At 43.8% G+C, this 25,290-nt stretch carries 21 protein-coding genes; 17 read left to right on the top strand and 4 right to left on the bottom strand.

The window, feature by feature from the left end; all coding sequences use genetic code 11:
* The 11 genes from OH456_RS10075 (at position 1) to OH456_RS10025 (ending at position 10,726) form a co-directional block, all read left to right on the top strand.
* Positions 1–642, top strand: coding sequence for a 2-dehydro-3-deoxy-6-phosphogalactonate aldolase (locus tag OH456_RS10075; protein ID WP_006070842.1), 642 nt, complete (start codon positions 1–3; stop codon positions 640–642).
* A gap of 15 nt (positions 643–657) precedes the next feature.
* Complete coding sequence (locus tag OH456_RS10070) at positions 658–1,653, top strand: TRAP transporter substrate-binding protein (RefSeq protein WP_006070843.1); 996 nt, start codon at positions 658–660, stop codon at positions 1,651–1,653.
* Between the two features lie 57 nt (positions 1,654–1,710).
* Complete coding sequence (locus OH456_RS10065; protein WP_006070845.1) at positions 1,711–2,256, top strand: TRAP transporter small permease; 546 nt, start codon at positions 1,711–1,713, stop codon at positions 2,254–2,256.
* Positions 2,256–3,536, top strand: a complete 1,281-nt coding sequence (locus OH456_RS10060; protein ID WP_006070846.1) for a TRAP transporter large permease — start codon at positions 2,256–2,258, stop codon at positions 3,534–3,536. The genes OH456_RS10065 and OH456_RS10060 overlap by 1 nt, the downstream gene beginning before the upstream one ends.
* Positions 3,537–3,544: 8 nt before the next feature.
* Positions 3,545–4,705, top strand: a complete 1,161-nt coding sequence (gene dgoD / locus OH456_RS10055; RefSeq protein WP_006070847.1) for a galactonate dehydratase — start codon at positions 3,545–3,547, stop codon at positions 4,703–4,705.
* 3 nt (positions 4,706–4,708) lie between these two features.
* Entirely contained in the window at positions 4,709–6,397 is a 1,689-nt protein-coding gene (gene ilvD, locus OH456_RS10050) for a dihydroxy-acid dehydratase (protein ID WP_270033391.1), read from the top strand.
* Positions 6,394–7,299: a dihydrodipicolinate synthase family protein gene (locus OH456_RS10045; RefSeq protein WP_270033390.1), complete on the top strand. Its 906-nt coding sequence runs from the start codon at positions 6,394–6,396 to the stop codon at positions 7,297–7,299. The genes ilvD and OH456_RS10045 overlap by 4 nt, the downstream gene beginning before the upstream one ends.
* A 528-nt stretch (positions 7,300–7,827) precedes the next feature.
* The gene (locus tag OH456_RS10040) at positions 7,828–8,298 is read left to right on the top strand and encodes a TetR/AcrR family transcriptional regulator (RefSeq protein WP_124941417.1); all 471 of its coding nucleotides are present in this window, start codon (positions 7,828–7,830) and stop codon (positions 8,296–8,298) included.
* 168 nt (positions 8,299–8,466) lie between these two features.
* Positions 8,467–9,444, top strand: a complete 978-nt coding sequence (locus OH456_RS10035; protein WP_270033389.1) for a hypothetical protein — start codon at positions 8,467–8,469, stop codon at positions 9,442–9,444.
* A gap of 684 nt (positions 9,445–10,128) precedes the next feature.
* Entirely contained in the window at positions 10,129–10,410 is a 282-nt protein-coding gene (locus OH456_RS10030; RefSeq protein ID WP_124941412.1) for a hypothetical protein, read from the top strand.
* Positions 10,403–10,726: a hypothetical protein gene (locus OH456_RS10025; protein ID WP_270033388.1), complete on the top strand. Its 324-nt coding sequence runs from the start codon at positions 10,403–10,405 to the stop codon at positions 10,724–10,726. The genes OH456_RS10030 and OH456_RS10025 overlap by 8 nt, the downstream gene beginning before the upstream one ends.
* Before the next feature lie 321 nt (positions 10,727–11,047).
* Here OH456_RS10025 and OH456_RS10020 read toward each other — a convergent pair whose 3' ends face one another.
* The 4 genes from OH456_RS10020 to OH456_RS10005 all read right to left on the bottom strand — a co-directional run bounded on the left by OH456_RS10020 (position 11,048) and on the right by OH456_RS10005 (position 17,379).
* Positions 11,048–12,556, bottom strand: coding sequence for a DUF3360 domain-containing protein (locus tag OH456_RS10020; RefSeq protein WP_006070865.1), 1,509 nt, complete (start codon positions 12,554–12,556; stop codon positions 11,048–11,050).
* Positions 12,557–13,113: 557 nt separating this feature from the next.
* Positions 13,114–14,406, bottom strand: coding sequence for an LssY C-terminal domain-containing protein (locus OH456_RS10015; RefSeq protein ID WP_270033387.1), 1,293 nt, complete (start codon positions 14,404–14,406; stop codon positions 13,114–13,116).
* Positions 14,407–14,460: 54 nt separating this feature from the next.
* Positions 14,461–15,189, bottom strand: a complete 729-nt coding sequence (locus OH456_RS10010) for a glycosyltransferase family 2 protein (protein ID WP_038227235.1) — start codon at positions 15,187–15,189, stop codon at positions 14,461–14,463.
* A gap of 210 nt (positions 15,190–15,399) precedes the next feature.
* The gene (locus OH456_RS10005; RefSeq protein WP_270033386.1) at positions 15,400–17,379 is read right to left on the bottom strand and encodes an acetoacetate--CoA ligase; all 1,980 of its coding nucleotides are present in this window, start codon (positions 17,377–17,379) and stop codon (positions 15,400–15,402) included.
* Positions 17,380–17,604: 225 nt separating this feature from the next.
* Between OH456_RS10005 and phhA the strand changes: the two genes are divergently transcribed.
* From phhA to OH456_RS09975, 6 genes are all read left to right on the top strand, one after another.
* Positions 17,605–18,396, top strand: a complete 792-nt coding sequence (gene phhA, locus OH456_RS10000) for a phenylalanine 4-monooxygenase (RefSeq protein ID WP_062458479.1) — start codon at positions 17,605–17,607, stop codon at positions 18,394–18,396.
* On the top strand, positions 18,389–18,724 hold the full coding sequence (locus tag OH456_RS09995) for a 4a-hydroxytetrahydrobiopterin dehydratase (RefSeq protein ID WP_270033385.1): 336 nt from the start codon (positions 18,389–18,391) through the stop codon (positions 18,722–18,724). Before phhA ends, OH456_RS09995 begins: the two co-directional genes overlap by 8 nt.
* Positions 18,725–18,889: 165 nt before the next feature.
* Positions 18,890–20,056, top strand: coding sequence for an efflux RND transporter periplasmic adaptor subunit (locus OH456_RS09990; RefSeq protein WP_038227226.1), 1,167 nt, complete (start codon positions 18,890–18,892; stop codon positions 20,054–20,056).
* Positions 20,049–23,177: an efflux RND transporter permease subunit gene (locus tag OH456_RS09985; protein ID WP_038227225.1), complete on the top strand. Its 3,129-nt coding sequence runs from the start codon at positions 20,049–20,051 to the stop codon at positions 23,175–23,177. The genes OH456_RS09990 and OH456_RS09985 overlap by 8 nt, the downstream gene beginning before the upstream one ends.
* A 242-nt stretch (positions 23,178–23,419) precedes the next feature.
* The gene (locus OH456_RS09980; protein ID WP_270033384.1) at positions 23,420–24,481 is read left to right on the top strand and encodes a linear amide C-N hydrolase; all 1,062 of its coding nucleotides are present in this window, start codon (positions 23,420–23,422) and stop codon (positions 24,479–24,481) included.
* Positions 24,482–24,562: 81 nt separating this feature from the next.
* Positions 24,563–25,288 (top strand): hypothetical protein, encoded by a 726-nt coding sequence (locus OH456_RS09975; protein WP_031494586.1) that lies wholly within the window; start codon positions 24,563–24,565, stop codon positions 25,286–25,288.
* The last annotated feature ends 2 nt before the right edge of the window (positions 25,289–25,290 follow it).

The raw sequence follows: 25,290 nt of genomic DNA, 5'->3' as shown, positions 1-25,290 counted from the left end.
ATGAACTCAATTGAACTTCGAAACAATCCATGGTTTAAAAATAACCCTCTTATTGCGATTTTGCGCGGAGTGGAGAGTAACGAGATATTAGAACTAGCCAGCAAATTAATTGAGCATGAATTTCGGTTGATTGAGATCCCATTAAATAGTCCGAACGCACTAGAGAGCATAGAGCTGCTAGTCAATAAATTTGGTGATGAAGCCATTATCGGAGCGGGAACTGTTACCGATGAAGAGAAGCTTGATGCAGTGTTAGATGTTGGTGCAAAGCTGATCGTTACACCCAATATGAATCCGCAGGTAGTTAGAAAGGCAGTAGAGCATCAGTGTCTTGTCTGTTGTGGTGTCGCGACGCCGACAGAGGCATTTGATGCGATTGCCAATGGTGCGACAGTGCTAAAGCTCTTTCCTGCTGAAGTAATTAAACCTACAGGTCTAAAAGCAATCAAGTCGGTTCTTCCGCCTGAAGTTATGTGCTTGCCTGTTGGGGGAATAAATCCAGATCCAGCCATAATGCGAGAGTACCTTGACGTTGGGGCAGAAGGATTTGGACTCGGCTCCAATCTTTATAAGCGCGGTACCTCGCTTGCTGAAGTGGAGTTAAATGCAATCGCTTATCGCAATGCTTGGAATCAACTATAACAACAAGGTGAAACTATGAAACTCAAAACCCTACTAACCGCATGTGCGCTACCTATGTTAGCGGTCTCTATTCATGCAAATGCTGCCAAAACAATGCGTATTGGTATTGGTGTTCCGGAGTCGCACTTTGAATATGCGGCAATGGAAAAATTCGAACAATACGTTGAGTCGGCAACCAATAACTCTATTGAGGTAACGGTTTATCCGAGCAACCAACTTGGCAGTGACCAAGAAGCACTGGAACAGATCAAATTTAATGCTGTGCAAATGAACCTACCTTCTCCTGCTGTTCTGGGTAATATTGTAAAAGATTTCAACATTTTAACGCTCCCTTTTATTTTCCCAACAGAAGAAATTGCTAACCAAGTTGTTGATGGTGAGTGGGGGCAAGAATTGTCATCCAAACTAGATAAGGCGGGATACGTTGGTCTGGGTTACGGGAACTTTGGTTTCCGTCACGTAACCAACAATGTTCGACCAATCCATACATTAGAGGACTTTAAAGGGCTTAAGCTGAGAACGATGCAAAACAAAGCGCATTTAGATGCGTTCCGAGCATTAGGAGCCAACCCAACGCCAATGGCGTTTTCAGAACTGTTTTCTTCACTGCAACAAGGGGTAGTTGATGGTCAAGAAAACCCATATACCAATATCTACTCTCAACGTTTATACGAAGTACAGAAATATGTTTCTGATACTGGCCACGTCTACTCTTGGGTTGTGTTTGTGGTAGGCAAAAAGTTCTATGACGGTCTCACTGAGCAAGAGCAAACTGCATTGCAAGAAGGAGCTAAGATCGCGATCAATCATATGCGTTCAGCGGTGAAAGATACCGATGCACAGTCATTGAAAAATATGATTGATGCTGAGCTGACATACACTCCAATTGATCCAGCAGTTAAAGCCGAAATACTAGAAAAGGTAGCACCAGTGGTTCAAGAGTATGCGGATAAGATCAATCCCGATCTATATAAAAAGCTAACTCAGCAAGTAGCACAATTACAAAAATAAAATCTCTTTATATAGGGCTGTGCAACGCAGCCCTACTTTAAAACTATCGGTGTCTATATGAGTAATAAGAAAACATCTTTCTTAGACAATATAGAAGAATATATTAGTACCTTACTTTTTATTTCTCTTATTGTTCTATGTTTCCTACAGATTTTATTTCGCTTTGTTTTTAACTTCTCTTTGTCTTGGACAGAGGAATTATCTCGCTATGTATTTATCGCACTAGTTTATTTTGCCGCTAGCTTAGCCGTAGTAAGAGGTGCACATGTACGTGTCGAGGTTATTGACGGAATAGTGAAAGGTAGAAACAAAAAAATCCTAGATTCTATTATTGACCTTTCATTTGCAACCTTTATGGCATGGATTGGTTACTATGGATTGGAAATATCGGTTGATGCGCTCAATATTGAGCAAACAACACCTGCGCTGGAATGGCACGCAGGATGGGTGTACGCAATTATTCCAGTTTGCTTTTATTTGATTTCTCTACGCCTGATTCAGCGTGTATATCGCCGTGCAACGGGCAAGTTAGAACATGAGTATGCACTTTCTGAAGCCGAAGAAGCGCTGCAAAAAGTACAACAAGAGCGAGGTGATAAATAATGGACGCGTTTCTATTAACTATGCTGGTGTTTGTCATCCTGTTGTTTATCGGGATGCCAATTGCGATCAGTATTGGTATGTGTACCGCTTTTGCCTTGGTTATCGCAGATATCCCAATGTCATTTATTGCACAGACTGCTTTTACCTCATTAGACTCCTTTACTTATCTCGCGATACCGATGTTTATTTTAGCTGGTTTCGTAATGGAGAAAGGGGGTTTGTCGGCTAGGATAGTCAACTTTGCCTCTAGTTTAGTTGGTCGAGCATCTGGTGGCCTTGGTATTGTAACTGTCGTTGCTTGTATGTTCTTTGCGGCAATTTCTGGCTCTTCGCCAGCTACCGTGGCGGCAATCGGATCAATGATGGTACCGTCCATGATTGAAAAGGGCTACAACCGTCACTTTGCCGGTGCACTGACCGCATCAGCGGGCTCATTGGGCATTCTAATACCGCCATCTATTCCGATGATCATTTATGCGGTGACGGCTGAGATCTCGATTGGCGATATGTTCCTAGCGGGCTTTGTACCTGGCGGTATGATTGGCTTAGGTTTGATCCTTGCGGTTTACATCATAGCGAAAAAGCGTGGTTATAAAGGTCAGGATGAAGGCTTTAATCTAGAGCGAGTCAAGACTACCTTTTGGGAAGCTAAATGGGCACTATTGACACCGATCATTATTCTTGGTGGTATCTACTCAGGGATATTCACTGCAACAGAAGCCGCGTGTATTACTGTTATTTATACTCTTATAGTTAGTTTCTTTATACATAAGGAAATGACCTACGCTGATTTAATACCTACTATTTCTCGCGCAGCATTAACTACAGGTTGTGTCATTATTATTCTAGGCTTTGCTACAGCATTTGCACGTTATCTTACTATTAGTATGATTCCACAAATGATAGGTGAAGCAATTCTACAGATTACTGATAACCCAACAATTATTTTATTGATATTTGTTGCGCTTATTATGTTTACAGGTTTGTTTATTGAAACCGCAGCACAGATATTAATATATACACCGCTTTTTTTGCCGATACTGGTTCAGCTCGGCATCAGCCCATTCCACTTTGGTATTATTTTGATTGTCGGTACTGAGCTTGCACTTATTACTCCTCCTGTTGGTGTTAACTTATTTGTTGCTAAAGGTATTACTGGCTCCTCTATGGTTCAGTTAACCCGCGCCGTTATTCCATTCCTGATCAGCATGCTTCTGGTTCAGATCGCGTTGGTATTTATGCCTGGTGTTATTACTTTCCTCCCAGATTTATTTAAGTAAGGTGAAATATGAAGATTATTGGTTATGAAACATTTATCGTCGCGCCTCGATGGGGCTTTCTAAAGATCATTACAGACGAAGGTATTGTTGGTTGGGGGGAACCTTGTTTGGAAGGTCGAACACATACAGTGCACACTTGTGTCGATGAGATGATGGAATATCTTATTGGTAAAGACCCCTTTGATATGGAGTTGCATTGGAACTACTTACATCGCTCGACATTCTATCGAGGTGGTCCGGTGATGATGTCTGCGTTGTCAGGTATTGATCAAGCACTGTGGGATATTAAGGGCAAAGCCTTGGGTGTACCTGTCTATGAACTGACGGGAGGTAAGTGCCGCGACAAGATCAAAACGTACTCTTGGATTGGTGGAGATCGCCCTGACGATGTGGTCAATATGGCGAAAGATCGTGCTGAACAAGGTTTTACCGCTATCAAGATGAATGGTACCGATGAGCTTAACTTTATCGATAACTACAGCAAAGTGGATGCACTACTCGAACGTGTTCAGAGCCTGCGTGATGCGATGGGCAAAGATTTTGGTATCGGTATCGATTTCCACGGCCGAGTGCATAAGCCGATGGCGAAAATCTTAATGCGTGAGCTTGAGCCGATGAAACCTATGTTTGTTGAAGAACCTGTCCTACCTGAGCACTTTAGTGAATCAATTCACGAGATTGCCCAATATGGTGCAATCCCAATCGCAACAGGTGAGCGTTTGCATTCTCGTTGGGAGTTTAAGGAGTTACTCAAACATGGTGGTGTAGATATTATTCAGCCAGATGTGTGTCATTGTGGCGGCATTACTGAATTGAAGAAGATTGCCTCGATGGCAGAAGCATACGATGTGGCATTAGCGCCGCATTGTCCGTTAGGGGCGATCGCGTTAGCTTCGTCAGTGCATATCGATACCACCTGTCAAAACGCCATTATTCAAGAGCAGAGCGTGGGTATTCATTACAACCAGGGCAATGATGTGCTGGATTATATCAAGAACAAAGACGTGTTCCAGTTTGATAACGGTTACTGCCTCAATCTTGAAGGCGACGGTTTGGGGATCGAGATTGATGAAGAGTTTATGCGTGAACAAAACCAAAAAGCGCAATCCTTACCAGCGTGGCGCAATCCACACTGGACTAACGAAGATGGTTCATTTGCAGAGTGGTAAACTATGACCTGTAATTCTTGTAAAGGGTGTGGAACAGCACACCATAATCGAATCTTACAGGGTGATGATGGTGCGCTTAAACGCGCACTATACAAGTCGATGGATCACTCTGATGAAGATTTAAGGCAGCCGATCATCGCGGTTGTGAACAGTTATACCAATGCAACCGCTGGCCATGCCAACCTTGATGTGATTGGACAGCAAGTGATTAAGGGCATAGAAGAGGCTGGTGGTACAGCGATGACGTTTGGCACCATTGCACCGTGTGATGGTATTGCAGAAGGTCACCTAGGGATGCGTTATATCCTGGCCGCGAGAGAGATCATTGCTGCCTCTATTGAAGTGATGGTCAGAGCACACCGCTTCGATGCTATGGTACTGCTTGGCTCGTGCGACAAAATTGTCCCAGGGATGCTAATGGCTGCCGCGCGACTCGATATCCCAGCAATTTTGGTCAATGCAGGGCCAATGTATCCTGCGGAGTATAAAGGCAAGCATTGGGACGGCAACATTGTCACGGAAGCCATCGGCTGGAAGGCCAAAGGTGAAATTGACGAGGAGGAGTTTCGTAAGATCGAAGACCTCGCAGAACCAACAATCGGTTCATGTACCATGTTTGGTACAGCCAATACTATGTGTTGTCTTGCGGAGTCTTTAGGTATGTCGCTACCCGGCAGTGCGACGATTCCCGCTATTGACCCCGAACGTTTACAGGTGGCTTATCAAAGTGGTCAGCAAATCATGACTTTGGTGGAAAATGATGTTACCGCTAGGCAGATCATTACCAAACAATCGATTGATAATGCAATCTGCACCTTGCTTGCAACGGGTGGTTCAACCAATGCCATTATCCACCTACAAGCGATTCACTATGAAGCGGGGCTTGGACCTTTGCCGTTAGATAGGTTTGCTCAGCTGAGTGACAAGGTGCCACTACTTGCTTCTATTTATCCTGCGTCAGAGTATGACATGATTGATTTCCATCTCGCTGGTGGCGTTGCTGCGGTGGAGCGAGAGATGAGCACGTTACTTGACCTCGACACGCTCACTGTAGCGGGGCGAAAAGGTGATGTATTGGAGCAGACCCCAACCACCACCAACCGCAATATCATCAAGCCTCTAGATAAGCCATTTATGCATCAGTCCGGTGTCGGGGTCATGCGCGGTAATGTGGCGTATGAGGGCTCAGTGATTAAGCCTGCGGCAGTACCTAAGCATATGTTTCAGTTTAGCGGCAAAGCGGTGGTTTTTGACTCTGAGCAAGCGGCTATTGATGCGATCGTAGCCAATCAGATTGTATCTGGTTCTGTGATTGTGATTCGTTATGAAGGGCCTAAGGGTGGAGCAGGATTACCTGAGATGTACAAACCAATGAAACTACTCGAAGGGATGGGCCTCTCTGAGTCTTGCGCTCTGATCACCGATGGTCGATTTTCTGGCTCTAATCGAGGTTTGTTTGTTGGTCATATATCACCAGAAGCGTACGAAGGCGGTGTGATTGGGCTGATTGAAAATGGCGACCAAGTCTCGCTTGATATTAGTGCTCGCACTATTACGCTTGATGTCGCAGAGGAAGAGATTAACAAGCGTCGTCAGCAATGGGAACCGGTAGAGAAAACTATGCCAAATGGGATTCTTGGTCTCTATCGTGACCGTGTTTCGTCTGCGGCAACGGGGGCACTACTACGATGATCAAACCACAAGATATTTATGGTGTTAACCCGATAGTCGCGATGCCATTTGATGATAACGGTGAAGTTGATATGCCAAGTTTTACGAAACTGGTCATGCACTTACTGTTAAGTGGCTGCCAAGGAGTAACTTTATTTGGCATCGCAAGTGAGTTTTACAAACTTAGTGACGTTGAAAAAGATGAACTCGCCGAGTGTTTTTGCCAATTGACCAACAGCAGTTCTGTGTTTAGCTCTATTTCGGTTACGGAGCATTCAACTGAGCTTGCAGTGAAACGTGCGCAACGATATCAACAATTGGGTGCGCAAAGCCTCATGTTGCTTCCACCGCATTTCCTGAAACCAGATAACGACAAAATTATCGCTCATGTTAAGGCGGTATTGAGTGCGGTTTCTATTCCAGTATTGATTCAATATGCGCCGTCGGAAACTGGTGTACCAATTGAGCCGCAAGTAATGAAGGCGATTACAGATGAGCATGACAATGCGGTTTTTAAGATCGAATGTAATCCTCCAATGGACTATACGGCGCATTTGCTAGCGCTAAGGCCTGATGCTGTGGTGATGAATGGCTATGCCGGACTTTACATGCTGGATATGCTCTCTATTGGGGGGAAAGGTGTAATGCCAGGCTGCTCTTTCAATGAAGTCTACATCGCTATTTACGACCTGTGGCAATCGGGTCAGCAACAGCAGGCTAAGCAGCTGCATAGTAAACTGCTTGAGTATATCTCTAAATGGATGACTCACTGTGAATACATCATTGAAGTTGAGAAAGTGATACTGCAAAAACGCGGGTTAATTGAGTCGAGTTATTGTCGTAAGCCAAACTATGGGTTGTCGCCAAGTGACTATCAAGATATTGACGCGTTTATATTGGAGTTTCGAGACTATTTTAGTTGAGCGTTCTAGGTTCCATAGCTAAAGCACAATGATGCGGTTTATTTGAGGTGAACGGTGTTGTGCATACTTGGTTACCCACTTTGCTTTTTCTTCATAACGCAGATTAGGTAATTAGATCAGTTGCTTATCTTTAAAGTAATAAGAAAAAACGCGAGCTTGCACTAGGGCACTATAGTGCCCTATCTGTTTATCTATGGATAAAAGTCTGCCATTGAACTTTCTAATCTCGTAAATCTTGGTTGACTTCAGATAATGAAAAGCGTCAAGGTCGAGTAGAATGAAGTGTTGTCTGAACGCGCATACTTGATATCACCATAACTGGTTACGTAGCACTGATCTGAGAACCCTGTGCTGCGTGCTATACGGGGGGCTATTGACTTTCAGCGTCTTTACTCCCAATCAGATACTTCTTCTAATTCCAAATCCTATTTGCTATATCAGAGAACTGTTAATTTTTAAGTACTAGCACGTATTAATGGTTTGTATCTGTTATCATCATACGATAACAGTAACAAACAAGTATTCTATATGGCCAAGATATCCGCTGAAGAAAAAGCAAAAAAGAAACAAAGCATGGATGATAAGATTTTCTCAATCTTTATTAATGAAGGTTGGGGATCAGTCACTTATGATCGATTAGCAAAAGAGTTTAGTGTACGAAAGAGTAGTATCCAAGCCTACTACCCAAGCAGCATTATGTTCGCTACGGCTCTCCAAGGAAAAGTGTTTCCATTAGTTATCCCTCTTTTAGATTTTTCTACAAAGCAAGGGTTCATCGATTCATGGCTAAAAGCTTACAAAGATGAAGAGCAGCATTTATTCAAAGAAGTCGTGGAGATGCTATTCGACAATATCTTGAAAGATGGGACAAGCCCTCACTCTAGAGGTTCAGTACTTCGACTACAGCAAATACTGGCACAAAATATCGGTGAAGATGATGCAAAGATGGCAATAAAAATAGTCTTTGGTGAAATAATTTACCTAAAAATGCAGATATAAAACAAAACGTTAAGAATAAAAGCACATGTTCACTGATTATTTTTATAAAAAACCGCTTGTAATGCGTACTGGTACCAATTAGAATTGGTCTCATCAATACGGAGCAGGAATGTCCTTCTTCGTTTTTTTTAAAATTTAATGCGTACTAGTACGTTTATGGGTGTGTGTATGAAACAAGTAATTCTAACTTCAGTATTCATGGTAGCGACTTCTTTCGGTACAAGTGCTACTGAATTAACAAAAGAAAAAGGTACTGAGCTATGTCCTGTTGCTACATACGCTTCAGGAGGCATCTGTTTGATGGAAGAAGGCGGTTCTACATATGTCTACACTAAAGACATTGAACCTATTATCGTTCCTGAACCAGTAGTTCCTCCTCGTGAACCAAAGCTAACTGATGAGCAGAAGTTCAAGGTATTGGCTGTCGCTTATATTGCTAACAACAATGGTGATACTGGTACTGACCCAATAGAGGAACCAATTGTTGTTAATCCTCTTCCACCTGAAGATGTAATAATCGAACCTATTGATGTGGTGATTACTCCCATTGACCCTGGTTTCGGTGTAGACCCAATTGAAGTTATGCCTGGTGAGCCAGTGGATGAGCCTATCAAGGTTAATCCAATCAAGGATGAGCATGACTTGGATATGAGTTGGAAGAGTCCTCTTAAGATCTTAGACCCTCGCGACCAAGCTGGTTGGAACAAACTTTATGCATTGGCTCAGAATGATGAGACTCGCTCTTCTATCCAGACAATGATGCAGTATATGGAGCGTTGGGCTACCTGTAAGGATTGTACCGAGACTACTCCAGAAGAGTTCGATAAAGCTGTAAAAGATTTGTTCACTAACATTGATGCTCTTCAACCTGTCCAAAAAGTACTCGCTATGGCAGCAATTAACAACATCAATGTTAACCATACTGACTATGTTTCACTGCTTGACCAGTTAGTTAATGGTTTCGGTAAAGGAACTCCTGAACAGAAGACTATGTACAACAAGTTCCAATCTCTACGTTATAGTAAAGGTATCCGTGACGCTGCACGAAACAATGCCGATGGGTCTCGTAGTGACATTCGCCAAGAGCGTCGAACTAAGAATGGTTGGACGCGTGAGAAAGCTAAAGCAGCTTACGCATCACGCTAATAACTAAATTTGAATAACCATATATAATACAATTGATTACAAACAAAAAGAGCCTCATGATGAGGCTCTTTTTGATTTATGATACTTCCTGTATCCGTAGACAATTCCTATCTGCAGTATCTTTACAGATATCCAGATCATCAAAATCTCCAGTAACGATGTATCAAAGTAGATCTAGCAGGAACAGTCCGCAGACTCAATTTTCCTCACTATCTAAATCAAGTGATTTATAATCCCTCAGTCAATACTGGCCATAACGAGAAAAATATACACCTAGCACCAATTGAAAAACGTCGAATCTGCGTACTTCAGTTGTCATATGGTCAACTATAAATATCAAAATTCGCTGCATTTCCAATAAGATCCAAGGAGTGAAGTTCGAATGGTGATGCGAGTATTGCTTAGAGTATTAGCTTTATAAAGTGTTTTTATTTGGATATTTAATATGAAGTCAATCTCATATTAAGCAATATAAATATTATTTGATTCTGCGCACATTGATGGGCGAGTAGTCGTGATGCAATACTGGGTTCTGCTATAAGTGTTATCACAGTGTACCTATACAATGATATCGCTCGTATGAAAGAAATGAACAGGCGCTCCGGACCAACAACTTTAAGGGAAATTAGAGGGGGAATTTCAAATATCAGTAACACTACAGATGGTATAGCTACGGCTTGTCTTATGGTAGCAAATATACCTTGTGCTACAGTGTTTGGTGCAACGTCGTTAGTCTCATCGGGCACTGCATTGCTCATAGATGTAGAACTTGATGATGCGAATTTGGTCGAGGGTGTGAGTTACATGAATAGTGTGGTTTCCGGGGTACTTTTGCCTAAATATGCAGTCGAAGCGTTACCTAATAAGTTTGAATTACCAACTCTAATAATCATGGATTCTTATGGTAAGTTTACAGGATTTATGTTCTCTGAAGCGGCAAACAATTATGAGGGAACTAATGATTAAAGTTAAGGCGATATACCAGAAAGCAGCTTTACAAGCAGTAAGCGTATTGTCTATCCCATTTGGGATCCTATATTACGAAAAAAGAGAATTGTACTTGTTGATAATTGCAATGCTTTTATCAATAGGATTATTTCAGGCGCATGTATTAAGTTTGGCTAAAAGAAATTTAGTTTATCTAGGCCGATTAATCTCAATCTTGATTGTGACGTTTATTTTTGGATGGATGGTATCTCCTTCTGTCGTAGCGATACCATCCAGTTTAATGATGGGGTGGCTATCATGGAATGGATTAAAAGAGTTAGAAGCTAATAATTGATTTAGAAAAACTCCGGTACAATTAAAATACATTAGCACCGATGCTCAAAAACTATAGTTAGAGATAAAGGAGCCAAATCATCTATTTTGGCTCTATTTCAAGGAAGTTAAATGAAAACTATCATTGTTTTGATAACCGCCACCTTTGCTCTGTTCGGTTGAGGTGGTGGGGATAGTAGTGGCATTACATCGCCAACACTTAGACTTGAAAGCTTACTGGTAGGTAACATCAAAGAAGCCGAAACGATTCAGAACCACTGAACTAAACCGTTTCTATCAGGTTAGAAAAACTATTATCTCGTATAATGAGATTGTCTAAAGGTTAACGAAAACTTGGGATAATCGCTGGTATCCCTGGTAGAAGACCAACCAACGCCATCACACTACTTAGCACTATAAACATAACTCCGGGCAATACCCATCTGCTCATTTTACTCAGCTCACCGCTACGTTCTTTACAACCGACTAAGCCTAAGTTATCTAACAACATGGTTAGAGACCAGCCAAATGCTGGGTTAACTAGTGCGGAAGAAAAGACAACGATAGCCGCTGATTGTGTGGTTTTCCCTTCGCGCGTCATTTCCATTCCTGCTTCTAGCAATGGAACAAATACTCCAACAACTAACGCAACACAAAGTACAGGTTGCCATATAGCTAAGTCCATAGGGTAGCCCCAAACAGCCGCTATGATACAGAACAGTGCTGTCAGCAAGGCGCCGGCAGGAATAGGGCGTTTAGCTATAGCGGCTGGCACGATATAAGTGCCCCATGAAGAAGTAAAATTAGTACCACCGAGCAGAGAGCCGAATGTTTGACGAATTGAAGCCGTGGTCATGGTATCGTCAATGTTCATGTGTACTTTTTCTGTACGTTCGGGATAGCTGATTTTTTGAAACACTTGATGTCCTAAAAAATCTGGCGACCACATGGCCACTGCTAAAATAGCAAAGGGCAGTACCACCATGAAATGTTCAATCGTTGGTAAGCCGAGCATCCAGCCAGTATCTTCTCCCCACCAATACATAGGGTTCATATTGGGTAACCCAGGCTCGGTTTGAAAAGAAAACGGGGCACCCATGGCAAAAGCTAACGAACCACCTAACAAGCAACTAAGAGGAACGGCTAGCCAACGCTTGCGAAAATGTTCCAACAAAGCATACAAAATAATAGTGCAAAAGATCACGACAAACGCAATATGACTCATGCCTATTCCCTCAGCCCAAGCGAACAGTTTTTTAACTTGAGAAACGGTTCCAACAAAGCCAAGGTAGAGTAATAGACCACCACAAACGCCTTTACTAGTGAGACTTGCTAGCATGCTGCCGCCTTTACTGATGGCTAAGATTAAGCCAAAAGCGCCAATCAGCAACCCAAAAGCCATGGGATGCCCGCCTGCTGCGACGACAATAGGAATTAAAGGGATTAGTGGACCGTGTGTGCCTGCGAGATTAGCAGTCGGTAATAAGAATCCTGAGAAAAGAATAATGAAAACTGATGCAATGAGTAATTCATAACGAACATTTTCCAAAACAAAGCCTTCATTTAGCCCAAGCGCTCCGGCAAAGGTGGCTGCAATGGCGCCCACCATAACCACTTTACCAATGGTCGCCGCCATAGCTGGGATGGTATCTTCGAGCTCAAATCGATAATCCTTAAACGGCAGATTGGCACGCCAGCGTTTGGGTGCCATGATTTGTAATTCATGCTCTAAATATTGTTCTCGGCTATCAAACTTCGATCTTGGTTTATGCTGTTGTTCATAAGTTAGTTCATCCTCGTTGACCTGAGGCTTATCTGTTCGTATATGCACGGACTCTATAGTACTGCTCATTTTGATTCCTTTCGTTCACACTCTAAGGTGTGTTTTTCCAACCAACGTTATTTATTCACTGTACGAAGACTACGCGAGTAGTTGTCTATATATTTTCTGCGGCAAAGACTCGAGGACTCTTTTTGTGACGCCTGAAAATCAGTTGTTAGTACCTTATACCAATCGAAAAAAAACAAATAGTCTCAGACAGTTAGACATTAGTCGTAGAGTGCGGCTGCCAATGTTAGCTTTGTTGTGGAGTTCTATGGAACTGAATCAGGAAATTACGAACTGGTTGATTACATTAGGTAAGCACCGTAATACCATGCCGGAATCTTGCTTAAAAACTAACTGAGGTGGAGCATATGGTTCAGCGGGGGCTTGTAGTTAGATTCCTGCCTCTGCAGGAATGACTTAATCCTAAAGAAGTTGTGTAGCTGCGTTCTTAAGGGAACACAGGTTTTGGTATGAACATTGAGCTCGAAATAGGACAAGAGATTTACAGAAATCTTATGCCCCACTTGAAGCGTTTCGAGTGACTTCGAAGGAGTATGAGTTTGTTGTAGATTCCCTGCACATTAAAAGACATTCGTAAAACTCTTAACAGGCATTTGTTGAGACACAACAAGCACTTTGCCATCGGTATAATAATCGTGACTGTCGTTTTTTGCTGTCACAGTAGCAAGCTTAAGATTCTCAGCATTCCACTGAGCGTTTAGTCGAAATACATTTTGCTTGAGCTTGTCACGCTCGGAGTCGACGTCAGGAGCCACGCTGTGCAAGATGGTGATAATACCGCCATATGGTGTGATTGTTAGGCCGTTATCATAGCTAAGTGCTCCTACCCATACAGTTTCTCTGGTTTGCTTGTCTATACCTGCATTCCACCATCGAATATGCGAGCGTTTAGTTAGCGTTCCCGGTAATTGAAACGCAAGATCTTGTGGCTGCCCGTTCCACATCAAATCGGAGACCGGTGGTGTTTTAGTTTTCAGCAAATTGACGTAGTCGGAGAATTCAAGTTCGCTGCGCGAGAATGTTTTATTTTCAATCCACCCTAGCTGCTTCATTAGGCTCTTGGGAGTTTCACCCAAATAGACCACGTTTACTGCTTGAGCTGAGTATATCGACGACTGACCCGCGAAAACCTTAAAGTTGAGTCCTTTGACATCAACCTCTTTATTTTGAGTGTCGGTAGTGGTGGTGACGACGGTATCGTCGCTGAACCAAAAAAAGTGCGAGTAGTTGAGTGCTAACATGCCTACTAGCAGAAAGCTGCTCGCTTTTAGCCAAGCATAACGCCACTGCTTTTTAAGACCAAAATAGAATAGAGTTAAGGACGCTATGCTTAGTCCTAACGTGTATTTGTGTTCTGAGATGAAGGTCGCCATCTCACCTAACACTGGCACATTGTCCACACCAGCGGCTAACAGGTAGCCCCAAACAACAAATTGCCCCACACCCAACAATAAACCTATCAAGGCATACAGAGAAAATTTACGCCAGCGAATATGGTTGGTCCCTGCCATAAATGGCACAACCCAAGCGATAGGGCCTAGTAGCCTTGCAAAGGCAATCACCCAGAATGAATTGCGGTTCATAAGAAGGCGGCATCGAGCTAGCGGTCTGCGTATTTTTGGTTGCCAGCGAAGGAGCTTCTTTTGTGCGCTAAAACCGTAATGACGACCAATGAAGAAGCTCAGTTGATCACCGAGTAAGCCGCCAATTAGTACCGCGATAACAGCGAGATATCCACCGCTATAAAGTTGATATCCCGCGGCAATCATAAAGGGTTCTCCCGGAACCACGAGGTTAGGGCCAATGACTGCGTCAAAGAAAGAGCCGAGAAACAGTCCCAATGTCTCAAACATAACGATTCCTTACGTCCTTAGTTTTTGTCGTTTTGATTGGATTTGTATGATTGGTTACTGCTGTTGGTAGTGACCGAACTTGTATTCCATCTCGTTGTTGCGCATTTCGCCAAAGAAAAATCGGCGAACATTGGCTTTGAAATAAGTGAATCCCATTTTGAAGAAACCATCTTGCTCAAGACGGCGTGGGTCAAACTGGAAGCTCAGCGGTAAGAATCTAAAGCGCCATGTCTTAGCGGCTTTTTTGACGTAGTTACAGTCTTCGCATAGCACGATACTTTCATCAAATCCGCCGATTTCCTCATGAGCACGTTTGGTAGAGAAAATACATGCACCCACGGCGGTTGGGAAAAAGAACTGTGTGGTAAATAACCCTGCATTGAAGAGTCCGTAACCTGCTTTGTAGGCGGGAGCAAGCTTACGCGAACCCATATAAATGCCCGCAACTTCAAGCTTCTCTTCTTCAAGCTTGGTCATTGCTTTCTCTATAAAGTCTTTGTCTAAGCGGACATCTGCATCTAAGAATAATAGTCGTTCATGTTTGGCTAACTTAGCGCCGGTATTGCGTCCTAAGCTGACACCACGTGTTTCCATTGTGTGAACAGTCAGTTCAGGAAGGGCTGGACGATATTTTTCGGCCACTTCACAAGTGCGGTCATCACTGTTGGAGTCAACGACAATCACTTCGAAGTTTTGGTAGGTTTGACAGCTTAAGTCACTGAGTAGACGAGCGATTCTTTTCTCTTCGTTAAGAGTGATAATAACAATGCTTAGTGGTTTCATAATCCAGTCCCTTTGTTCATTAGGTGTTTGTTGATGATTGGATTATGAGGTGGCTGTGCTTAACCTTTGATGAGAAGGCAATTCATATTCGGTTAATTTTCAGAGGAATAGTTGAAATTTTCCTGTTATCTGTCCTTTTTTCTTTTTTATGTTTCGTTTGGGTTCGTTGTAAAAAATGGAAGAACTCATAAAAAAGGGCTTTTATAAGACCTAAGGAAGTGAGAGAGATTTTACCTCATCCAACACCCATGGGTTTGCTATCGCCCCTTTGTTTTTCACGTGCTGCCCATGAAGTGTTTGTTTCACCGCCAACTCCACCAATTTGCCTGATTTGGTGCGTGGTACTTCACTAATGGTATAAATTTCAGAAGGAACATGGCGAGGGGAGCAATGTGCTTTTAAACGTTGTTTAATCTGTTGTTTAAGGTTGCCGTCTAATGTCTCAGTATCTTTGAGTTGCACAAACAACACCACGGTTTCGTTCCCATCTCGGTTTCTACCAACGGCAATTGAATCGATCACCTGCGCAAGTTGATTCACTTGCTGATAGATTTCAGCTGTGCCGATCCTTACGCCCCCTGGATTAAGAGTAGCGTCACTTCGACCAAAAAAGGTCATACCGCCAGTAGGACTTTGCATTACATCGTCGCCATGATTCCAAACTCCTGGGAATTCAGCCCAATACGCATTGTGATAGCGTTCGCCCTTATCGCTCCAAAAACCGATAGGCTGATTGGGAAAACTGTTGCGACATACCAGCTCTCCACGCTGTTCAATCACGCTATTACCCTGTTCATTGAATACTTTTACATCCAGCCCTAGTCCCGGAGCTTGGCATTCTCCTCTGTAGACTGGGGACACAGGGTTACCCAAGACAAAACAGCCACAAATATCGGTTCCCCCTGATATAGAAGCCAGATGCAAGTCTGGTTTTATCGCGTCATAGACGAAATCAAACTGTTGCGGATAAAGGACGGAGCCTGTTGAACACAGTGTTTTGAGTTGTGGTAAAGCGAAGTGTTCGTTGGGTTGGTAATGGAGCTTTTGTAAAGTCTCAAGGTACTTTGCAGATGTGCCAAACAGAGTGACCTCAGTTTTATGAGCGAGTTGCCAAAGGGTGTTTACTTTGGGATAGACAGGGCTGCCATCAAATATCACCAATGTTGCCCCCGATGCCAAGGCAGAGACTTGCCAGTTCCACATCATCCAACCACAAGTGGTGTAATAGAACACGCGGTCTTGGGGCTTGATATCACAATGGAGTTGATGCTCTTTCAAGTGGTTGATAGTAGTGCCACCGACAGAATGCACAATACATTTTGGCTTGCCTGTTGTTCCCGAAGAGTAGAGAACGAACAAAGGTGCATTAAACTTAACGCGATGGAAGGTGACTGGCATAGGCGAAAAACGCTGTGCTAGGGAGTCCCAATCCACGGCATTTTCCATTTGGGCATCGTGCTGGTCAGAATAGCGAATCAGGCAAGGTTGTTTAATCGAAGGCAGAGCGTCGATAAGGCTTTGGTTTTTCTCAATCATTCCGAAAGCCTTGCCATTGAAATGGTAACCGTCGCAACAGAATAGGATTTTAGGTTCAACTTGCCCAAACCGTTCGATGACACTGTCCACGCCGAAATCGGGAGAGGTGGAAGTCCATATCGCACCTAAACTGGTTGCTGCGAGCATGGCGATAACTGTATGAGGAATATGTGGCAAATAGCCCGCTACGACATCGCCTTCAGCAATACCCAACTCAATAAGCCATTGTTGGACGATGGAGACCTGCTCAATTAACTGCTGCCAAGTAAGGTAAGACGACTGATGATTTTCGTTCTGAAAGTAAATAGCAAGTTCAGAAGGGTGAGCCTTGCCGTAGGCTAGGAGATTTTCGGCATAATTTAATGTCGCATTGGGGAACCAGAGCGTGTCTCTAGCGACGACAGGTTTGTCCCATTTTGGCGAACCTAACTGGCAACTCGGCGCATGCCTGTCTCCAACTACACCACAATAATCCCATACTTCATTCCAAAAGGACTCTGGCTGGCTGATAGACCACTGATGCAAATGAGCATAATCACTAAAGCTGAGCCCTTGTTGTTCCAGTACTTGCATAAAGGCTTTGAGATGAGAACCCTCGACTCGCTCGAGAGAAGGCGACCAGAGTGGGATGTGATCCATGTCGTTATTTGGCATGCGCTTCCTGTGTACTTAATGCGATGAATTGTGATTAAGTTTTGGTGCGAATCCTCAATACGTCAAATTGGGGGAGCTGAAAACAATATATTGATAAGTCGAAAGAATTCGTTCAAATGTAAATAAATTGTTACACCGCGATGCGCATTAGAGTCTGATTGAATTATTGTCAGCAAATTTCTCCGCACATAGGCTTAATGTAACAAAGTTGTTAATGGTGACGAGATGACTCAGTACGTATCAAAACCTGTGAACGAGCTCGGTTTTGTGGAGTGGAGCAGCGAGGAAGATCAGATATGGCATGACTTGGTTGTTCGACAGCTCGATTTGGTGAAAGAGAGAGCGTGTAAGGAGTATTTGCACGGCCTAGACTTGTTAGATCTACCCCTTGATCGTGTTCCGCAGCTACCTGAAATTAACCGAGTGCTACATAGAGAAACGGGGTGGCAAGTGGAGCCAGTACCGGCGCTTATTGATTTTGACCGATTTTTCGCGTTATTGGCCGACCGCAAGTTTCCTGTTGCAACGTTTTTGCGGTCGAGAGAAGAGTTTGACTACTTACAAGAGCCCGACTTCTTTCATGAGGTATTTGGTCATTGTGCCATGTTGACCAATCCGCAATTTGCCGAATTTACTCGAATCTACGGCAAGCTAGGCAGTGATGCTGACGCCAAACAGCGAGTATATTTGGCTCGACTGTACTGGTTTACCGTTGAGTTTGGTTTAGTGGAACAAAACGGTCTAACTAAAATTTACGGCGGTGGAATTCTCTCTTCACCGGGAGAAACTCTCTATGCGTTAGATGATGAACGAGCACTGCGCCAAGCTTTCGACTTAGATACCGTGTTAAGAACTCCGTACCGCATTGATATCATGCAGCCGACCTACTTTGTACTGGACGATATTGACCAACTATACCAACTACGATCGGGCGGTCTCACCGAATACGTTAATCGAGCGATGAACGCTGGATTGTTGCCACCACTATTTGAACCAAAGGATAAGACTCATGCTTAATGAACTGCGCTGTGAAGCGTGTAGTAGCGATGCACTGGCATTAACGAAGGAAGAACAGCAACAACTACTGACAGAACTGAACGGCTGGAGCATTATCGAGAGAGATGGGATTCCTCAGTTAGAAAAACAGTTTAGTTTTAAGAACTTTAAGTTGGCTTGGGCCTTTTCTAATAAGATTGCTGAGCTAGCAGAAGATGAGTTTCATCACCCTGCAATTCTTTTGGAGTGGGGGAAGGTCACCGTGACTTGGTGGAGCCACTCAATAAAAGGATTACACCAAAACGATTTTATCTGCGCGGCTAAATGTGATTCGCTGTCGCAATCATAATCCCATCGAATGAATCTAGTGTAGAAGGTATGTTGTGATGCATACCTTCTTGTTCTTATTGCTGCTCTTCACACAAACACAGAAAAAGATGAGGTTTCCTTACAGTTTCTCTAGCTGAAATTACGTACAATAATCAAAGCAGAAGAATATAAATCAAGGGAAGCTATGTTCAAGCGCAGTATTAAATGGATTCTACCATTCGCGATTTTAGGTGTGGCCGCTGGTGGCTTTATGCTAGTGGAGCAAACGGCTCCAGAAATTGAAGACCAAAAACAAGTCGATACCGTCCCAAGAGTTAAAACCCAAATCCTAAAAGCCGAAAATCATCAGGTGCAAATCTCAAGTTTTGGTGAGGTAGTGCCACTTGAGCGCACTGCGTTATCAACACAAGTTTCCGGTGAAGTTACCAGTTGGCATCCGAACTTTGTGGCAGGCGGCGTGGTAAAACGCGGCGAAATACTTTTCACCATCGAAAAAGATAACTATCAAGCAGCGGTGCTGCAAGCCCAAGCACAACTCGCGCAGGCGCAAGCGGCCTTAATTGAAGAGCGTGCTAAGGCGAAAGTTGCCGAAAGACAGGCAAAGAAAATCAAAGATACCCAAGTCTCGGACCTCTATCTGCGTATTCCTCAAGTGCTAAGCGCAGAGGCCAGCGTTAAATCGGCGCAGGCTGCATTGCGCAGAGCCAATCGTGATCTTGCCAACTGTGAAGTTGAAGCGCCTTATGATGCGTTGGTGGTCTCCAGAAGCATCGGTGTTGGCCAGTACATTACTTCAGGCGCACAAGTTGCGGAGCTGAATAACATTGAATCAGCAGAGGTAATGGTACCCATTGCAGGCTTCGACGCGCCTTTCTTACCTGACAATATTGTAGGAGTGAAAGCCGACGTCATTTCTAAAGGTCGCACTAACTCGGTTCGAGATGGTGTGATTATGCGAGATCTAGGAGTAGTAGACAGTGCTACGCGTATGGCAAACCTAGTGATTCGAATCAAGGATCCTTATGCGCTGACAACGGATGCCAAACCATTACCTTTTGGTTCATATGTTGAAGTGGTCTTCAACGGTAAACAGATCCCAAACCTGTTTAAAGTGCCGCAAGAGTTGGTCACTGATGAGCGAGTCTGGGTTGTCGATCAAGAAGACAAGCTCGTCCCTAAAAGTGTCCATGTTTTGCGTGAAGAGCAGGCAAACTTCTTTATCGATTCTGGTGTGAAAACAGGCGATGAGCTGGTATTAACTGTGCCCGAGTTCCCGCAAATTGGAATGTCGGTGATTCGCTCGAATAGTAATTCAGAGGTATTGGTGAACCAAGGAGAAGCCAGTGAGTAAGTCCACTCAACGCGGCATTATCGCCCTTTTTGCCAATAACTCGGTAGCCGCCAACCTTTTGATGGCGTTTATCTTGATCATGGGAACCGTCAGCTACTTTCTGATTCAGCGCCAGATGTTCCCAAATTTTGAAATCAACTACATTAATGTGACAGCGTCTTACCCAGGGGTTTCTGCTCAGGAAATTGAAGAGACGATCCTAATCAAAGTGGAAGAGTCGCTGAAAGATGTCACCGAGATTAAAAAAGCGGTGACTGACGCTTATCGAGGTGGCGGTGCGGTAACTTTGGAAATTGATACCAAGGCAAACCTTATGGAAGTACTGGATAAGGTAAAGCAGCGAGTCGATGCCATAGCTAGTTTCCCCAAGGCTATGGAGCCGATTAAGGTCACGCAGATAGAGTTTAAGCAAGACGTTATTGGTATGGTGCTGTCAGGCAATACGTCGTTATCAGAGCTGAAAACCATTGCGAAGCAGGTAGAGAAAGAACTATTACAGCTTAATGACGTTTCTTTGGTTGAAGTCAGCTCTCCACCCGATGAAATCGGTATTGAAATTCACCCAGATGAGCTACGAACCTATGATCTAACGCTTGACGACGTAGTAGCGGCGATTCAAAAATACTCGGCAAATTTTTCCGCAGGACAAGTCAGGACTAGTACGGGTTTAGTGTCGATTCGAATTGAGAACCAGTACTACGATGGTTTTGAATTTCGGCAGATACCCGTCAAAGTTGGCGCCAATGGCTCCAAGGTCTTATTGGGTGATATTGCCAAAATAAAAGACGAGTTTACTGAAGGGCAACACTACTTTAAGTATTCAGGTGAGAACGGTATCTATTTGACGGTTAAGGCAACCAAAACCCAAAATATGGTGCCTGTGGCCGAGACGGTGAAGCGCTTTATTGACGCAAGAAATCAAACGTTACCTCATGGTATTCAACTCAACACTTTGATGGATATGACGTTCTATTTGAATGCTCGACTGGATATGATGCTTAAGAACCTGTTACAAGGTGCGGTTCTGGTAGCGGTTTTGCTGACTATTTTCCTGCGATTCCGCTTAGCTATGTGGGTTATGGTTGGTTTACCGGTCTGTTTCTTAGGAGCGGTTATGCTGATGCCGCTGTTTGATGTCAGTATCAATATCATCACACTGTTCGCGTTTATTATGGTGCTCGGTATTGTGGTAGATGACGCCATCGTCATAGGAGAAAGTGTCTACACCGAGGTTGAAAAAGAAGGTGGAGGGGTCACTAATGTCGTGCGTGGCGCTCAGCGTGTCGCAACCCCTGCAACATTTGGGGTACTGACAACTATTGCTGTGTTTGTTCCGTTCTTATTCTCGACAGGACCAGAGAAGGCTTTTTTCTATGGTCTTTCTATCGTTGTTATTTTCTGTCTGATTTTCAGCTTGATAGAGTCGAAACTCATCCTGCCAGCGCATTTGGCTCATACCAAATTTACCCCAGTCAAAGAGAACAGTTATCGTGCCCGTTTCAATCGCTCATTTTTCCGCTTTGTTAATGGGCCATACAAGCGCACCGTGTCGTGGTGTGTGGAGTGGCGTTGGTCTGTGATGGCTGGCTTTATCGCAATTTTGGTTATCAGTGCGGCAATGCTGACGTCAGGGCATGTACGTATGATCCCTAGCCCTAAAGTTCCGTCTGACTTTCCAATGATCAAAATTGAGATGAACAGCAATGCGTCCGATGAACAAACGATTGATGCCTTACTCACTCTTGAAAAAGTGGTGAGTGAGGTCGACAAGGATATAGAGCAAGAGTACGGGCAGCCTGTTATTCGCGACATGATGACGATTAACACGAGTCGCACCGAAGGCATGATCATCCTTCCTCTTGTTGATGAAGACGTGCGTCCAGTTGATGCGTTTGAGCTGTCTCGTCGTTGGCGCGAAAAAATGCCGACGATTGTTGGTCTGAAATCCATTGTTATTAACGATAATGTGGCTGGTGGCGAAGAGGGCGACGAGTTTGGTTATTTGCTGTATGGCCCTGATATGGAAGTGCTGAATGCCGCTGGACGTGAGCTGATTTCAAAGCTTCAGCTCCAGACGGGGTTGTTTGATATCAGTTCTTCGATGGATACGGGCAGTCGCGAAGTACAACTTTCGCTGAAACCTGTGGCTTATGATCTCGGACTGGATCTCGCTAATGTAGCGTCGCAGGTTGGAGGCAGCTTTTATGGTGGAGAGGCGCAGCGAGTACTTCGGAATACTGAAGAAGTCAGGGTAATGGTTCGCTACCCTAAGTTGACCCGAGAAGCGTTCTCTTCACTACGCTATGCCTTGATTAATACCCCATCAGGCAAAAAAGTGATGTTGGGCGATGTGGTTAACATCACCAGTAAGCCGGGCATCAACCAAATACGACGTGAGAATGGTTTTAGAACGGTTTATATCTATGGTTCTATTGACGAAGCGGTGATTGAACCCGATAGAGCAGTGAAGAATATTGAAGATAATGTGCTTCCGGAACTACGCGCTCAATTCCCTGAAGTGAAAACTGAGTTAGGTGGCACGATTGAAGAACAACAAAAGCAAAAAGCAGAGCAGATAGTGTTCTTTATTGCAGGGATGATAACGGTTTACATTCTATTAGCTGTGCCATTAAAAAGTTATGCCCAGCCGTTTATCATTATGTCTGTTATTCCGTTTAGCCTAACGGGTGCGATATGGGGGCACTATTTCTATGGCCTTGATATGAGCATGATGTCCACATTTGGTTTGATTGCGGCGGCGGGGGTTGTGATTAATGACTCGTTAGTGATGACTGATTATGTCAACCAAATCAAAGCGCGGTGTGATTGTGCGAAGCAAGCCGTGGTTGAAGCTGGCTGTGCGAGGTTTAGGGCGATAACGCTGACCTCTATCACTACGTTCTTTGGAGTGTTGCCCATCATGTTCGAGACCAGTCTTCAGGCGGCGTTTGTTAAACCTATGGCCGTTGCTTTAGGCTTTGCTGTGATGTACGCCACCGTGGTAACTCTCATTGCCGTTCCGTGCTTATATGTGATTCTTGAGGATATAGGCAAAGCTTTTAGCAAACTGAAACGAGTGTACTTTCCAGTTAAAGATAATCAAAACACAACAGCAGTATGATTGTTGTGATGGTTTTCGATTTTAATTCATTGTAATCATTAAAACTAACCTTTCCCTTTGGTGCTGTATGCCAGAGGGAAAGGATTGATGTTTCCTACCTTACTACTTCCTCTTTCTGATTGACCTATTCGATATTTATATACTAATCACTTTGATGTACTTCTACTCAGCGATTAAAGTTCGCTCTATCAACAGGTGACAAAACACGGTTTTGCTACCGTGAACATATTAGAGGGTTGAAAATGAAGAAGACAATTATCGCGCTTACATTAGCTGCTACAGCATCAAGTGTACTCGTTGGAACCGCCAACGCATGTTCTCGCATCACGCTTGATACGCCATATGGTGTATCTCAAGTTAGAACACTTGATTGGGGACAGAAACTTGGTACGTATGCGATTATGTCACCAGCGGGTGTTGAGGTGGCAACTAAAGCGGTTCCATCGTACAAAACTGCGGCGAAATGGACGGTGAAGTATCCGACATTGAACTTAGAAGAACGTGCCGTGTTTGTTGATACATCGGGTGAGGCTATCAACAATCAAGGTTTATCTGCTTCAACTTTATATATGTACGATTCGCAAGCATTCATCAAGGATTACAAGGACACCGGTGCACCGGCAGTTAACTGGGGTGATGCCGCAGCTTTTATGGCGCAAAACTTTAAAACGGTAGAAGAAGCGGTCACTGCGTTTGAAGCAAATGAATTCCAGTTTGCTTGGGCCGATGGTATTCATGGTACCCAGCATGGCTTGCATATTTCAGTACAGGACAAATCTGGTGACATTGCTTTGTTTGAGCTCAATGAAGGCGGCAAAATGATGGTGCATCGCGGTTCTGTGAACGACAAACTGCGAGTAATGGCTAACGCCCCTTTGCAGCAATATCACGATGAGAATGCGACAAAAGTAGGTGACTTTAATCATGTCGAAAATGGTCATAACATCGGTTCTACCATCTCATCCCCAGAAAGAATGCTACGAGGCTTGTACAACTCTGCTCATGTTAAGTTTGACCCACAGGCTTCATGGGCACAGACAGAAGGTAAGCTCCAATCCACATTCGATTCAGGGAATCTGGTGCCCCAAGACATTATTGACCCAGCAAACGGTGAAACATATGCCAGCTGGATTCAATATACCTACAACTTCGAAAATGGCTCATTCAAGATGCGCAACTTTGATACGTACAGTGAGATTCGCATCGACCTCAATCAGCTTAACGACATCAAAACCGTATCGTGCGCTGATTTAGTAGAACAAGCTGAGCTATCAAATATCGCTACCTTCTCTACGTGTAGTTAACCCTTCTTATCACTCTGGCAATGCCTTGTGAAATCCACGGATGACCTAATTAAAGGGATTTTTGTTTAATTAGGTATAAATATGAAAAACACTATAACTGCCATGGCTCTAAGTTTGATTACTGCGGGCGTTTGGGCAAATGAAGTGACATCGACTCACCAAAAAGATGTCGCTCCAGAAGCTTCGGTTCAAGATATTAATTATGGCGATCCGACGGCTCTATTCTCAATGGTTGGACTGTCTAGATCAAACGATCGTACTCAACTCAACAGTGTGTTTGGTTGGGGGCAAGGGCATATGGTCTTCGCTGATTTAGGTATCGGTGACAAGAAAGATATTGAAGGCAAGACAGATATAGATTACCGCGTTCGCTATTTTAAGGTTAACGACGGCCTAGGTTATTCCTTGGATGTCATCGGAAATCGAAATACCACGACGACGCTAGCGGGTGCTATCTATAAGATCGAACTTACCCCTAATATCTCTGTGTTTCCAATGCTCTATGGTGGCTATATGGATAGCAAACACGACATCGCGGTAGAAGGTAAATCGTCCTTTAAAAACTCCGCGTTAGTTCAAGGCGGTCTTTATGCGATGTATGGGTTTGATGCTGGTCACTGGCTCTATGCCAACCCTAAAGCGACATACATTACTCGCGCCAAAGAGTTTGTTCCACAAATAGAAATTGGCGGCGGCTATATGGTGACTGATTATGCGTCCATTGGTTTCAAAGTTGAGCATACCGCGGACAATAAAGTGAGCAAGAAAGACACGGTCAGTTGGCTACAAGCCAGCTATTACTTTTAGTT

Origin of the sequence: Vibrio sp. La 4.2.2 (assembly GCF_027586995.1) — a bacterium.
Lineage (GTDB): Bacteria > Pseudomonadota > Gammaproteobacteria > Enterobacterales > Vibrionaceae > Vibrio > Vibrio mediterranei.
This window is presented reverse-complemented; position numbering and strand designations above follow the sequence as displayed.

Bases quoted from the DNA above. Each gene is read 5' to 3' on its own strand.
- dgoD (WP_006070847.1), top strand. From the start codon at position 3,545: ATGAAGATTATTGGTTATGAAACATTTATCGTCGCGCCTCGATGGGGC.
- ilvD (WP_270033391.1), top strand. From the start codon at position 4,709: ATGACCTGTAATTCTTGTAAAGGGTGTGGAACAGCACACCATAATCGA.
- OH456_RS10025 (WP_270033388.1), top strand. From the start codon at position 10,403: ATGATTAAAGTTAAGGCGATATACCAGAAAGCAGCTTTACAAGCAGTA.
- OH456_RS09995 (WP_270033385.1), top strand. From the start codon at position 18,389: ATGCTTAATGAACTGCGCTGTGAAGCGTGTAGTAGCGATGCACTGGCA.
- OH456_RS10020 (WP_006070865.1), bottom strand. From the start codon at position 12,556: ATGAGCAGTACTATAGAGTCCGTGCATATACGAACAGATAAGCCTCAG.
- OH456_RS09975 (WP_031494586.1), top strand. From the start codon at position 24,563: ATGAAAAACACTATAACTGCCATGGCTCTAAGTTTGATTACTGCGGGC.
- OH456_RS09990 (WP_038227226.1), top strand. From the start codon at position 18,890: ATGTTCAAGCGCAGTATTAAATGGATTCTACCATTCGCGATTTTAGGT.
- OH456_RS10070 (WP_006070843.1), top strand. From the start codon at position 658: ATGAAACTCAAAACCCTACTAACCGCATGTGCGCTACCTATGTTAGCG.
- phhA (WP_062458479.1), top strand. From the start codon at position 17,605: ATGACTCAGTACGTATCAAAACCTGTGAACGAGCTCGGTTTTGTGGAG.
- OH456_RS10010 (WP_038227235.1), bottom strand. From the start codon at position 15,189: ATGAAACCACTAAGCATTGTTATTATCACTCTTAACGAAGAGAAAAGA.
- OH456_RS10040 (WP_124941417.1), top strand. From the start codon at position 7,828: ATGGCCAAGATATCCGCTGAAGAAAAAGCAAAAAAGAAACAAAGCATG.
- OH456_RS10060 (WP_006070846.1), top strand. From the start codon at position 2,256: ATGGACGCGTTTCTATTAACTATGCTGGTGTTTGTCATCCTGTTGTTT.
- OH456_RS10005 (WP_270033386.1), bottom strand. From the start codon at position 17,379: ATGCCAAATAACGACATGGATCACATCCCACTCTGGTCGCCTTCTCTC.
- OH456_RS10015 (WP_270033387.1), bottom strand. From the start codon at position 14,406: ATGTTTGAGACATTGGGACTGTTTCTCGGCTCTTTCTTTGACGCAGTC.
- OH456_RS10045 (WP_270033390.1), top strand. From the start codon at position 6,394: ATGATCAAACCACAAGATATTTATGGTGTTAACCCGATAGTCGCGATG.
- OH456_RS09980 (WP_270033384.1), top strand. From the start codon at position 23,420: ATGAAGAAGACAATTATCGCGCTTACATTAGCTGCTACAGCATCAAGT.
- OH456_RS10035 (WP_270033389.1), top strand. From the start codon at position 8,467: ATGAAACAAGTAATTCTAACTTCAGTATTCATGGTAGCGACTTCTTTC.
- OH456_RS10030 (WP_124941412.1), top strand. From the start codon at position 10,129: ATGGTAGCAAATATACCTTGTGCTACAGTGTTTGGTGCAACGTCGTTA.
- OH456_RS10065 (WP_006070845.1), top strand. From the start codon at position 1,711: ATGAGTAATAAGAAAACATCTTTCTTAGACAATATAGAAGAATATATT.
- OH456_RS10075 (WP_006070842.1), top strand. From the start codon at position 1: ATGAACTCAATTGAACTTCGAAACAATCCATGGTTTAAAAATAACCCT.